Annotated in this window: 11 protein-coding genes; 10 read left to right on the forward strand and 1 reads right to left on the reverse strand. The window is 55.2% G+C overall.

Translation table 11 applies throughout. The annotated features are described in order from the left end of the window. Window positions 1-29 precede the first annotated feature (29 nt). The 8 genes from KA369_00065 (at window position 30) to KA369_00100 (ending at window position 7,674) form a co-directional block, all read left to right on the forward strand. Window positions 30-1,094 (forward strand): response regulator, encoded by a 1,065-nt coding sequence (locus tag KA369_00065; GenBank protein MBP7734339.1) that lies wholly within the window; start codon window positions 30-32, stop codon window positions 1,092-1,094. Window positions 1,095-1,219: 125 nt separating this feature from the next. After that, window positions 1,220-1,909 (forward strand): response regulator transcription factor, encoded by a 690-nt coding sequence (locus tag KA369_00070; GenBank protein MBP7734340.1) that lies wholly within the window; start codon window positions 1,220-1,222, stop codon window positions 1,907-1,909. Window positions 1,910-2,152: 243 nt separating this feature from the next. Beyond that, window positions 2,153-2,581: a response regulator transcription factor gene (locus KA369_00075; protein ID MBP7734341.1), complete on the forward strand. Its 429-nt coding sequence runs from the start codon at window positions 2,153-2,155 to the stop codon at window positions 2,579-2,581. 7 nt (window positions 2,582-2,588) lie between these two features. Continuing rightward, window positions 2,589-3,164 (forward strand): chemotaxis protein CheD, encoded by a 576-nt coding sequence (locus tag KA369_00080; protein ID MBP7734342.1) that lies wholly within the window; start codon window positions 2,589-2,591, stop codon window positions 3,162-3,164. A 60-nt stretch (window positions 3,165-3,224) separates the two neighbouring features. Continuing rightward, complete coding sequence (locus KA369_00085) at window positions 3,225-3,791, forward strand: manganese efflux pump (GenBank protein MBP7734343.1); 567 nt, start codon at window positions 3,225-3,227, stop codon at window positions 3,789-3,791. A 319-nt stretch (window positions 3,792-4,110) separates the two neighbouring features. Continuing rightward, on the forward strand, window positions 4,111-5,154 hold the full coding sequence (locus KA369_00090) for an AraC family transcriptional regulator (GenBank protein ID MBP7734344.1): 1,044 nt from the start codon (window positions 4,111-4,113) through the stop codon (window positions 5,152-5,154). 129 nt (window positions 5,155-5,283) lie between these two features. Then, window positions 5,284-6,930, forward strand: coding sequence for a hypothetical protein (locus KA369_00095; protein ID MBP7734345.1), 1,647 nt, complete (start codon window positions 5,284-5,286; stop codon window positions 6,928-6,930). An 81-nt stretch (window positions 6,931-7,011) separates the two neighbouring features. Then, window positions 7,012-7,674 carry a hypothetical protein gene (locus tag KA369_00100; protein ID MBP7734346.1) on the forward strand — a complete coding sequence of 221 codons (663 nt, stop codon included), beginning with the start codon at window positions 7,012-7,014 and terminating at the stop codon, window positions 7,672-7,674. A 28-nt stretch (window positions 7,675-7,702) separates the two neighbouring features. On the opposite strand, the gene KA369_00105 is transcribed toward KA369_00100, so the two are convergent. Then, on the reverse strand, window positions 7,703-9,904 hold the full coding sequence (locus tag KA369_00105; GenBank protein MBP7734347.1) for a SpoIIE family protein phosphatase: 2,202 nt from the start codon (window positions 9,902-9,904) through the stop codon (window positions 7,703-7,705). Window positions 9,905-10,104: 200 nt separating this feature from the next. On the opposite strand from KA369_00105, the gene KA369_00110 reads away from it, so the two are divergent. Continuing rightward, window positions 10,105-11,268 carry a 4Fe-4S binding protein gene (locus KA369_00110; GenBank protein MBP7734348.1) on the forward strand — a complete coding sequence of 388 codons (1,164 nt, stop codon included), beginning with the start codon at window positions 10,105-10,107 and terminating at the stop codon, window positions 11,266-11,268. Window positions 11,269-11,457: 189 nt separating this feature from the next. Then, a complete protein-coding gene (locus KA369_00115; GenBank protein MBP7734349.1) occupies window positions 11,458-12,441 on the forward strand; it encodes a hypothetical protein in 984 nt (327 codons plus the stop codon). Window positions 12,442-12,517: the final 76 nt, after the last annotated feature.

Genomic DNA, 12,517 nt, shown 5'->3' on the forward strand with positions numbered 1-12,517 from the left:
TCACAAAAAATTAATAAGCGGCAGGCGGCATGGAACAGAGAGCGAAGAGACCATCGAAAATAATGATCGTTGAAGACGAGATCATCATCGCCGATCTTTTAACGAACCTGCTCCGGCGAAACGGCTACGAGGTGATGGAGGTCGTAACCACCGGTGACGACGCCATCAGGCAGGTCCCCCTCGACAGACCGGACCTGATCCTCATGGACATCCTTCTGATCGGAAAGCTGGACGGCATCGAGACTGCACGGCAGATCATGGAGCGGTTTTTCATCCCCATCATCTATCTTACGGCCCATGCCGACGAGGAAACGATCCAGCGGGCGACGAAAACGGCCTCATACGGCTACATCATCAAGCCCTTCAACGAGTCAACCATCCACGCGACCATAGAGATGGCCCTGAGCAAACACCGCCTGGAGCAGGAGCTCCTGGGAAGGAACGAGGAGCTGCAGAACCTGACGGCCCACATGGAGACGATCCGCGAAGAGGAGCGGAAACGCATCGCCCGGGAAGTGCACGATTACCTGGGACAGGCCCTCACGGCGCTGCGGATCGACTCATCCTGGCTCATAAGCCACCTGCCGGAAGGGCCCGCCGGCGACGGCCTTGCCGCCAAGGCCAAAACCATGGTGCAGCTCATCGACGAGACCCTGGAAAACGTGAAAAACATCTGCGCCGAGCTCCGTCCCGGCGTCCTGGACCACCTCGGCCTGGGCCCCGCGATCGAATGGCAGTGCGGCGAAATCCGCCGGAGGACCGGGATACATTTCGCCATCAACAGCATTCCGGAAGAGATCGCCGTTGACAACGACATCGCCGTAACGTTCTTCCGGATCTTCCAGGAAATCATCACCAACGCGGTCCGCCATTCACGCGCCACGGAAATAACCGTATCCCTGGTCAAAACGGATACGGAAATGGTCATGACCGTGCGGGACAACGGCATCGGCATATCTGAGGAACAGCTCCACAATCCCCGCTCCATAGGCCTGATCGGCATGAGGGAGCGGGCGCGCCATGCCGGTGGACTCCTGCACATCCTGGGAGAAGAGGGTTCCGGGACCAAAGTCACCCTCACGATACCGAATTGAGGCGGTCCGTCCCTCCGGAAACGCCGGTCTATAATTTTTTTTATGATAGTAAAAAGACTTGAAAAGCGGCCGCGATACGTCATACTCTGCATAGAGGCCAGGGGCCGTTTTTCGATAGGTGCAGGATGGATGCCGCCCGCGGCGGTTATCACAGCTTCAATAGGATAGTCCCGTTGAATAAAAAAATAAAAGTCATTATCGCCGATGATCACCGCATAGTCCGTACCGGCATCAAGCAGATAATCGAGGAATGTCCGGACATGGCCGCGGCGGACGAGGCCGGAGACGGCCAGGAGCTCATGGACAAGGTGAGGAAGAGCAGCTATGACGTGATCCTCCTCGACATGGCCATGCCGGGACGGGACGGCCTGGACATATTGAAGCAGCTCAAGGCCGAGAAATGCCCCACGCCGGTGCTTATCCTGAGCGTTTATCCAGAGGAGCAGTACGCCGTCCGCTCCCTGAAGGCGGGGGCGTCGGGATATCTCACCAAGGCGGCTGCGCCGGAAGAGCTTATCAAGGCCGTGCTGAAGATCACCGGCGGCAAGAAGTACATCACCGAGTCGATCGCGGAGCGCCTGGCCGCCACCATCGACGAGGTTTCGGACAAGCCGCTTCACGAAAACCTTTCAGACCGGGAGTTCCAGATTCTGTGCAAGATCGCTTCGGGCAAACCGGTCTCGGCGATTGCCGGAGAGATGTTCCTGAATGTCAAGACCGTCAGCACCTACCGGCGCCGGATCCTGGACAAGATGAAAATGAAAAACAACTCGGAGCTCACCCATTACGCGCTGAAAAACCACCTGCTGGATTAGGCCCCACAGATCTCCGCGCCTGTAAGACAAAGGATTACATCCGCGTTTTCCCCAATCCCATGACCGGCCTGCTGTAATCTTACAAATTAAAAATACTTTGGAAAAGCCTAAAACATACGGCGTCTGACAGCCTTATCCCCGGCATATTGTATATTAATTGCAGATGGACACAATGACCCGATCACACGCCCAGAGGCATTGGCGGCACCGTGCGCAACCAATCATGGAATACTGGCTGGTATCATGAACAACTTCATAATAAACGAGGGAGACCCCATGAAAGTATATATCGTTGACGATTCTCCCATGATGATAGACCGGATCCAGTCAAAGATATCCTCGATCGACGGACTGGAAATAGCGGGCCATGCGGGGGAAGAGATGATAGCCCTCCATGACGCGAGGAAACTCAAGCCGGATTTCATGATCATCGACATCAGGCTCAAGGGGGGCGACGGCATCAACCTGTTGCGAAAAGTCAAAAAGGAGATCCCCGGCTGCACCGTCGCCATGCTCACGAATTATTCCTCTCCCGAATTCAGGGAAAAATGCCTGAGCCTGGGAGCCGATTACTTTTTCGATAAATCGAAGGATTTCGACAGCATGAGCAGCACCCTGTCGGCCTGGAAAAAACAAGAGAGCCAGGCCGATCATATTCTCACAACGAGGTAATCCCGCCATGTATTTCAACAGCAGCGCCCAGGTATACGGGAAACCGGTCAAGGTAATCCACGCCGGCGAATGGCATGTTTCGAATAGCGATGAAATGATCCTCACCATCCTGGGGTCCTGCGTCTCCGTGTGCATCCATGACCCGGTGAACCGCGTGTCGGGCATGAACCATTTCATGCTTCCCGGCCATATATCCGATCTGGATATGTCCAGGGAAAAGACGGCGCGATACGGCATAACCGCCATGAAGATCCTTTTAAAAAACCTCACCGGCCTCGGGGCCGACAGGTCGACCATGCGGGCGATGATCTTCGGCGGCGGCGCCATGCTGACCCCGCCGCCGGGGTGCACGGGCCTCGGCGAGCCCCTGCCGAACATGAACGTGAGGATAGCGAAGCTCTTCCTGGAAATGGAGGACATCCGGCTGGATGAGTGCGACACCGGAGGAACCTTCTCCCGGAAAATATTGATGGATGTCCGGAGCGGGAAGGTCTTCATGAGAAAGAAAACAAGGGTGGAAGACCTCCCGGAAACCTTCTTAATGGACCAGGTCCCCGTCGAAGCGATCCGGGACCGCCTCTGAAATTTTAACGCCGCCGATTATTCTGATGGACTCCCCGCGCCCCGGGCCGTACAAATGGCCATGGATTTCCTATCCGTTCTCATCGTCGCCGTAGCCCTGGCCATGGACGCCTTTTCCGTGTGCGTCTCCTGCGGCATGGTCATCGTCAATCCCGGTTTCAGGCATTACTTCCGCCTCGCCTTCCATTTCGGCCTGTTCCAGTTCATGATGCCCATCTTCGGGTATTTCGGCGGGAGATACCTCGAAGGCTACATAAAGACCTTTGACCACTGGATCGCCTTCGGGCTCCTTTTATTCATCGGCCTCAAGATGATCTACGAGGCCTTTTCTCACGAGAAAGAATCATGCGACCAGGCCAAAGATCCCTCCCGGGGATGGTCCCTCATCGTCCTGGCCGTGGCCACCAGCATCGACGCCCTTGCCGTGGGGCTCTCCCTGGGCGTCCTGGGACGTCCCATCCTCCTTCCCAGCGTCATCATCGGCGCCGTGTGCGCCCTCTTCTCGGTCATCGGCATCTCCATCGGCAGGCGCGTGGGGCCCCTCGTGGGCAGGCGGGCCGAAGCCGTTGGAGGCCTGATGCTTGTCGCCATCGGCATCAAGATACTCGTCGAACACCTTGCCGGGTAATGCAACGAAAACCTGTTTATGTTATTCGGGTTTTATCGATTTGACTGTTGTCCAATTCCATTCCACCGGCATTTTTGCTGGAATGCATGAATCCTGATTATTAACATCTTCTACTTGACATGTAAATGATTGTCACAGATCATATGGATTGTATACAAATACATGGATTTGCAATTTTTTAATTTTCTACCTTTTCTTTTATACAATTGGTTGGTTAACCAATCAAGTTGATAGTATGTATGCAATCCATAGAGGAACAGTCCGGGCGACCGTTATAATCACGCATAGGACCGTCGAATGGGGGAACAGTGTCTGAATCATGGAACTAACTGCCGCATATTCGCTATCCGCCTCAAAACTCGCAGTCCTGTTTGAGTACCTGGATAAGCAGGGAATTTCGAAGAACGAATTTTTCTCCGGCATCGGCCTTGACCCCGCCATCATGGGACACCCCGACCGGAGGGTCCCCCTTGTCAATCTCGAGACCATCTTCACCCGCGCCTACGAGGCTACTGCTGACCGTCACTTCGGATTGCATTACGGCGAGATGATCCAGAAAGGTCCCGCCAACATACTCAATTATATCATGATGAATTGCGGGACCATCGAGGAGACCCTCAAGAAATACTGCCGTTATGAAATCATCCAGGATGACATATCAAAGACCGATTACCGGTGCGAGGGAGGGACCTGTTACGTCTCCATCGTCATCCGTTACGGCTCCCCTTTTTTCAGGCAGCAGTACCTTGAATCGAAGTGCGCCTCCATGGTCTATTACGCGAAAAAGCTTTCCGGCGTGGACCTCGCACTGAAGGAAATTCGCTTCACCCACGAGCCCTTCGGCGACGCTTCCGAATACACGCGGATCTTCCGGTGCCCCGTCAGGTTCGGGTGCGAAGAAAACCTTATCATCCTTCCCCAAAGCGATCTGGCGATACGGGTCCGCGAGCCCAACCGGGACCTCCTCCTTGTTTTTGAAAAGCACGCGAAAGATCTGCAGAGCCAGCTCTGCCGGCAGGACACCTTCTCCGCGAAAGTCGGCAAATGCATCATCCAGAGCATACCCGGCATTATTCCGACGATTGAAGAGATCGCCGGCAGGCTCGAAATAAGCGTCCGCTCCCTGCAGCAGAAGCTGAAGGAAGAGGGATCGTCGTACCGGTCCATCGTGGACTCGGTGCGAATGGACATGGCCATCAATTTTCTCAAGGACCGTGCCATGTCAATAGCCGATATCGCCTTTGTTCTCGGATTTTCCGAGCCCTGCGTCTTTCACCGAAATTTCAAGAAATGGACCCGTTCAACGCCGGCCCAGTACCGCGCCGATGTATTGAACAACGGGAGCCGGCCCCCCATGGAGTAGTTTTCGCAATTCGTCACTCCTCATGCGTTTCCGGTCATTGATTCTTACTCTGAAATATGCCTACTGTATAACAGTAAGGCGCTCCCAACAGGCGCCCGAACACACCATGCGGAATAAGGGGAGAATCATATGAAGCGTTGCGCGTCTCCGGAAGAAGCCGTAGGTCTCGCCGTAGAAAAACTTGGTCGGACCATATTCGCCCTTTCGCCTCTCGGCGTCGGAGCGGGGAACAGATACCTCAACTGTTTTGCCGATTATGCCCGCCAGGGGAAGATAGACCTGTACATACTGACGGCCCTGGTGCTCCAGGTGCCGGAACTGCCCGGGGGCATGAAGGCCAGGCTCATGAACCCGATCTTCGAAAGGATATACCGTTCCTACACCACCTTCTCCTATATCGACGAATGCCTGGCCGCCGCGAAGAAGGGCGAGCCGACGCCGGATTACCTCAAGTTCTACAGCTTCTATTTTTTTCCCGGCTTTTCATCGGTGGTGCCGACGGCGCAGATAGACTACACGCCCATCAATTTCCGCGACGTCAACGAGGTCCTCGTCACGCGGGGCGTGAACGTGGTGGCCATGAAGGCGTCGTGCCGCGACGGAAAATATAACTGCGGCACCAACACGGACGTGGTCACAAGAACGATCCGGGACGTCAAGGCGGCGGGCGGCGTCGTCATGGTCATCGAAACGAAAGACATGCCCTGGTGCCCCGGCGACGGGGACATCCCGTCGGACATGATCGACTACGTCATTGAGAGCGACGAGCCCCTGTACAGCATGCCCCACCAGGCCCTCGGGATCGTGGAGCATGCCATCGGCAGCCACGTGGCCGGCATCATCCCGGACGGCGCGACGCTGCAGATCGGCATCGGCCAGATGGCGGACGCCATAGCCTACTGGCTGAAGAGCTACGGGAGGACCGGGATCAACGGCGTGTCGGAAATGATATCACCCGCCTTCATGTACCTCATACGGAACGGCGTCATCAACCGGCGCGACGACAAAGGGGCCCTGGTCACCGGCTCCTTCGTGGTGGGGAGCGACGAGCTCTACCGCTTCGTCGACGGCAACCCGGACATCTTCATGACCTCGGTGCACACCACCAATAACTTCGAGCACATTCGGACCCTGCCCCTGTTCCACGCCGTGAACAGCACCCTGCAGATGGACCTCTTCAACCAGTGCGCGTCCGAGGGCGTGATAAAGGGAGACCGCTTCATGCAATACACCGGCATGGGCGGCCAGTTCGAGTTCCAGGAATCGGCGATGAAGTCGCCGGGCGGCAAATCCATACTCTGCCTGAGGAGCGCCTACCGCGACGAAAAGGGTGCGCCGAAGCTATCCAATATCCTGCCGGTGCTCTCCAACGCCATCGGCGTGCCGCGGAACAAGATGGATTACGTGGTGACCGAATACGGGTGGCGGTGCGTCAGGTACGTCACCATCAGCGAGCGGGCCAAGGCGATGATCGAGCTTGCAGACTCGGCCTTCCAGAAGAAGCTCCTCGCATCCGCCAAGAGGCTCGGCCTGATCGAGGCGGGCTACACCATTCCTGCGGAATTCAGGAACAACACCTACGAAGAGCTGGTGAAGAAATTCGGGGCCGTGAGCAGGGAGAATTCCTATCCCCTGGGCCTGGGCATCGACCTGGAGCCCCATACCACGCCGGCTGAAAAGGCTATCCTGGCCGCCGTGAGGGATGGGGCCGGCCTTTTCACAAAGCTGAAGCTCCTGAGAGAGGTTAACCGGGAGCGGGCCTCGGCATCGGCTTGATCATATTTCAGCCGCGGGATTTCACCCTGCGGCTGATTATTTACTTTACAAATCGTATGGATCCGTATCGGGTTATATCCGATGAGCACCGGCGCCTACGATCCCCAAACCTCCCGTCTCCTCAGGACGGCCTTAATCCTGAGCGTCATCACCGTGGTCTATAATATCGGCGAGGGGCTGGTTTCCACCATCTTCGGATACGCTGACGACACCCTGGCCCTCTTCGGCTTCGGCGTGGACAGCTTCGTGGAAGTGATCTCCGGCCTCGGCATCGGCCACATGGTGTGGCGCATGGGCCGCAATCCCGTGACCGAGCGCGACCGCTTCGAGCGCCGGGCCCTGTACATAACCGGGGGCAGTTTCTATCTCCTCGCAGCGGGCCTGGTCGTCGGCTCCGCGCTCAACATCATCTATGGCATGAGGCCCGCCACGACCTTTGTCGGGATCATCATATCGTCCCTATCGATCGCCACCATGTGGGTCCTCTACTCCTTCAAGCTGAAAACAGGGAAGAAGCTCAACTCGGCTCCCATCATCGCCGACGCAAACTGCACCAAAACATGCTTCTATCTCTCCTTCATACTTCTCGGCGCAAGCGTGCTCTACGAGCTTTTCCATATCGGATACATAGATATCATTGGAAGCCTGGGCATCGCCTGGTTCGCCTTTCGGGAGGGGAAGGAATCCTTTGAAAAGGCGTGGAACAATTCGCTGTCATGCTCCTGCGATCACTGCCGTGATTAAAAAGTCAGTGCGGAACACCGTGAAGAGTCTACCGCTTTGACCGGTATCTCATCGCGAGGATGGTAAAATCGTCATCAAACATGTTGTTTCCTTTAAAGTCGATCACCGAATTGTAGACAGCCGAGCACAACTCCTCAACGGTGCCTCGATGGCTTGATCGCAATACCTTGAAGAAACGCTCCTCTCCGTAGAACACGTCACCGGCCCGCTCCTCTATGATCCCGTCGGTGTAAAGCACGATGACGTCATTGTCATGAAGGGGCACTGCGGCATCCTCGCAATCGGGCTGTATATGATCGCTCATCAGCCTGCCCTTTGTTTTTACCAATTCGATTATGCCGCCTGAGCGTACAATGATGAGGGGCGGATGGCCGGCATTGGCATAGACCAGCCTTCCCGTTTCAAGTTCGACATAGCATGAAATGGCGGTTATGAAATTGCCGCCAGTCTTACCCTTCAGTGAACCGCTTATATTCTCGAGCAGGCGTGCGGGGTTCCCGGCGTCCGTCTCCCATGATGAAAGGGTCATTTTTACCATTGCGGCCGTGAGGGCGGCGGACACGCCGTGGCCCGAAACGTCGCAGATAAAAAAGCAGACGGCGTTCCCCCCGGCATCATGGCTGTCGCGACCCGGTATCAAGATATCGACAAAATCACCGCCCACGCCCATCATGGGAACATACTTGTAATGTATTTCAGCGCGCTCCAGCCGGGGCAGTTTCTGGGGGAGGAGCGCCATTTGAATTTTCCGCGCCAGCTCAATGTCATGGAGGAGCAGGTCCCGCGCCTCGATGAGCTCGCTGGTGCGGTCAATGACGATCTGCTCGAGGTTATCCTTGAGCATGTTCAGGTTGCCGTACATGATGGCGTTTTCTATGGAGATGACAAGGGCCGAGCGGATGTTATTGATAAAGACCACCTCGTAATGCTTCAGCTGCCGGAGGTTCTGTTTCTCGGGCAGCACCATCAATGCCGCCAGTTCGTTCATTTGCACAATGGGTATCAGGTACCGGGCGTTATGGCGCGAGAATACGACCCTAAGGCGATCGCGAATCTCCGCGTAGCTTTCCTTTGATTCGACCATGTCCCTGTCCACCATGTGATTTGTCCGCACAAACCATTCCGATGTCTCCTCATCAAGCCCGACAAAGGCGAACTCGCCATGAAGGACCGAACGCACATCCTCCCGGCATATGATGACCGTGCCATACCTGAAGGCCAGGGATTTCGTTATCACGTCGATGAACTGTTCCAGCAGGTTATCGACGCTTTTAAGGCGTGAAATGTTATCAATAAAGAGGCTCTCAATCTTGTGGAGATCGTATTTACCCTTGTTGAATAACCGGTCGATCAGCGGCTGGGTTCTCGACAGGTAGAGGTAGTTGCAATAAAACCAGGCCGCCCCTATGGCTAAGAGGCCGCCGGGGCTTCTGGTTATCAGATACGGATAGAGGACCATGAAGAGGATCACGTTGGGGATGATAATGAGCGAAGACATGATGGCCCACATGAGGGTGACGTGGAGAACGCTTCGTATATCCATCAGGCGGTAGCTCAATACGCCGTATCCGAGAAAGGCCAGGGGGAGGAACATCATATTGCCGAAAGGGTATACGTCGATGCCGTTTATTGCAGGAATGTTTGCCAGCGTAAGGAGACCAATCAAAATGAAAGAAAACAGGATATACTTGAGTTTCAGGCGAAGTATATGGTTTTTTTCAGTTCTGATCTTTCTGATGAAAAAAATAATTAAGTAGATGATGAATATTGACGCAAACAGAGCCACAATATGGAAGGCAATGCCTCCTTTAGCTATATACCCCCAGGAATATTCATAAAAACCGTAAAAATAGTAATCGGTAAAAGTCGTCAAGGAAAGAAGAAAACTAACGACAAACATCGCCGGCAAAATGAACCTGCTCCTGATACCGGTTATTTTATAGAAAAATAAAATATTTAAGGGAGGAAGATATACGTAAAAAAAATGGACACGCCGCTCGATAGCGAGGAGAAGCTCCTCGTTTCCCCTGAATAGGTGGTGGCAGATAAACACGGGACTCAGCAGCGACCACCAGATGCACAACAACGAGAATAGGACATTCTCCGCCTTCAACTTGCCCTTTGCGATGGAGATGACGGCCAGGGTTATCCCGAGAACCAGGGAGAGGAAAGGGGGCACGATATAGATATTCAGCGCATTATATACATTAATATTAATGAACGAATCCACAATATTTCCCGGAGCAACAATCATCGCCATGCCTTAAATGCACCGCCCAGATGCTGCATGATTTTTGAAAATCTGTCTACCATAAAATATTTTGTACGGACCGGCCATGACTTTCCAGGGGCGGATGGATTCTACTTGACTGGCCCTCGGTTCTGGAAGATATTGTTTGACGTTCGCAAAAATTTCACCGGGAGGGCACCATGACCTTACAGCCTGATGTCGAAGAAAAATACCGCGCGGCAGCCGGCATCATCGCGCGGGCGGGCATGGTCCCGTTCCAGGTAACGCCGACCCTCATCGAAATAGTGAAGTTCTATCTTGACGAGGACGACGCCGAATTCGTCGTCAGGAACTACGGCGCCAAGACGACCCTCTCAGCGGACGAGATACGGGCCACCTCCGGCATGACGGACGAAGAGATCGAGAAAAAAACAGCGGCCCTTGCGAAGAAAGGGATCATCTTCAACCAGCCCAACACCAGGGGCGTCATGGTATACCGCCTGCTCCCCCTCATCATCGTGGGCACCTTCGAATACACCTTCATGAACGAGCTCCCGAAAGGAGAGAGGCTGAAGGACCTGGAAAAGATCGCGAAGCTCTACCATGTCCTCCTGGGCGAGCTCCGGGACCTCATCCAGGGGAACTACGACAACCTGCTCCCGATCTTCGAGCACCAGCCTCCCATCGACCGCACGGTGCCGGTCTTCACCGCGGAAGGCGGAAAGAAGATCAATATCATTATCAACGAGCAAATCACCGCGGAGGAGCATATCCTCCCTTCGAAAACGGTCGGCGAGATCATCGACAAGTACGACGACATCGCCGTGGGCCACTGCTTCTGCCGCAACTACACGAAGGTCCTGGGCCACGCCTGCGCCACCGGCGCTCCCACGGAGGTCTGCTTCACCTTCGGCAAGTCGGCGCGACACACCATTGGCCAGGGCTTCGCCCGCAGGGTGACAAAGGAGGAAGCGAAAAAAATAATGGAGCGGGTCGAGGAGGCTGGCCTGGTGCACAAGGCCTTCCACAACGGCTCTAACATCGAGAAGGAGGAAAACAGCATCTGCAACTGCTGCAAGGACTGCTGCGACACCTTCACCCTCTGGCGGAACGGCGCCTCCCCCATGATCAACTCCACCATGTACCTTTCGGTGATTGACGCCGCGTCGTGCACCGGCTGCGGGATCTGCGTCGACCGCTGCCCCGTGGACGCCATCGCCCTCAATGACGACGGCATCGCGGTACGCGAAGAGAGCTCCTGCATCGGATGCGGCGTCTGCGCACGCTTCTGCCCGGCCGACGCCATATCACTCCGGGAGGGGATGCGGCGGGTCTGCGTGGCGCCGCCGCGCCTGAGGAATTAACCTGACCGCCACCCACATCAGCAATAATTCCGCCCAGCCTCCCTGCCGTTAAAACCAGGCTCTCCCGAATCCGGATTCCACATTTTTATTTGCCGCTCCGGAGAAAAATCAGTATATTAATCCGGTTTATCCCGGCATGCCCCTGACTCCGATTAAAGCCTGCCGGACCCGGTAAAGGGGTGTCATATCATGAAAGCGACAAGAAGGGCCATACATCGCCGAAGCATCGCGATACTGTGCGCCGCCGTCCTGGCGGGAACCGCTGTTTCAGGGTGCGCGAAAAAAAAGGAAGAGGGGAATCCCCTGGGCCTCCTCGTCCTGCTGAACTGCCTCGGCTCCTGCGGCAGCACCACGGTCAATAACGAGTTTACAAATCCGCAAAAGGTCGTTATTAATGGATACAGCGGCCATGCCATGGAACCCTTCATAACACGAAACACCGCCGGCACCATCTATCTTTTTTTCAACAGCCTCAACGATGGCCAGGACACTTCACTCCATTACGCGGAAAGGGTCACTGATACGACCTTCACTTACAAGGGGAAAATCGGGAATGTAAACGGCACCCCGCCCCACCTTGACGCGGTGGCGAGCATGGATACGGGCGACAAATTCTATTACATTTCCACCAGGGACTGGCCGGCCGACTATCACAATGTCATGACAGGGACTTTTTCGGGAGGAACGGTTTCCACGCCCGTTCACCTTGACGGCGACTTCTACATCGAATCAACGGGATGGATCATCATGGACGGCGAAGTGAGTCCCGGTGGCGATGATTTTTACTTTGTGAACGCTCACTTTTCCGGGGGATCAATCCCGGACAGGTCCGATATCGGCATCGCCCATAAAACGGGAAGCGCCTTTTACAAAGTCACCAACTCCGACGCCATTATGGCCTCGGTAAACACCTCCCGCTGCCTTGAGTACGCCCCGTCGATTGGAGATAATGGGTTGGAGCTCTTCTTCACGCGCCTTCAGCTCTGCCCTTTGAATGTTGAGATACTCATGGCGAGGCGCGCATCCTCAGCGGAGCCCTTCGGCGCGCCGCAGCGGATCGGCGCAATAAGCGGCTTTGTGGAAGCGCCGTCCCTGACCGCTGATGGCAAAAGGCTATATTACCATATGAAGGAGAATGACGTCTACGTCATCTACACGGTATCGCGACCGTAACGATTCATCCCCGTATTATCAGCCCCAATTGACGGCGGGGGCATTCATCGCCATTGTCACCGCCACAATCACTTTC

This window comes from Spirochaetota bacterium (assembly GCA_017999915.1).
GTDB lineage: Bacteria > Spirochaetota > UBA4802 > UBA4802 > UBA5550 > RBG-16-49-21.

What these genes read in the sequence shown, in the direction of transcription:
- KA369_00115 (MBP7734349.1), top strand. Translation starts at nt 11,458, where the DNA reads ATGAAAGCGACAAGAAGGGCCATACATCGCCGAAGCATCGCGATACTG.
- KA369_00100 (MBP7734346.1), top strand. Translation starts at nt 7,012, where the DNA reads ATGAGCACCGGCGCCTACGATCCCCAAACCTCCCGTCTCCTCAGGACG.
- KA369_00090 (MBP7734344.1), top strand. Translation starts at nt 4,111, where the DNA reads ATGGAACTAACTGCCGCATATTCGCTATCCGCCTCAAAACTCGCAGTC.
- KA369_00065 (MBP7734339.1), top strand. Translation starts at nt 30, where the DNA reads ATGGAACAGAGAGCGAAGAGACCATCGAAAATAATGATCGTTGAAGAC.
- KA369_00095 (MBP7734345.1), top strand. Translation starts at nt 5,284, where the DNA reads ATGAAGCGTTGCGCGTCTCCGGAAGAAGCCGTAGGTCTCGCCGTAGAA.
- KA369_00070 (MBP7734340.1), top strand. Translation starts at nt 1,220, where the DNA reads ATGGATGCCGCCCGCGGCGGTTATCACAGCTTCAATAGGATAGTCCCG.
- KA369_00110 (MBP7734348.1), top strand. Translation starts at nt 10,105, where the DNA reads ATGACCTTACAGCCTGATGTCGAAGAAAAATACCGCGCGGCAGCCGGC.
- KA369_00075 (MBP7734341.1), top strand. Translation starts at nt 2,153, where the DNA reads ATGAACAACTTCATAATAAACGAGGGAGACCCCATGAAAGTATATATC.
- KA369_00085 (MBP7734343.1), top strand. Translation starts at nt 3,225, where the DNA reads ATGGATTTCCTATCCGTTCTCATCGTCGCCGTAGCCCTGGCCATGGAC.
- KA369_00080 (MBP7734342.1), top strand. Translation starts at nt 2,589, where the DNA reads ATGTATTTCAACAGCAGCGCCCAGGTATACGGGAAACCGGTCAAGGTA.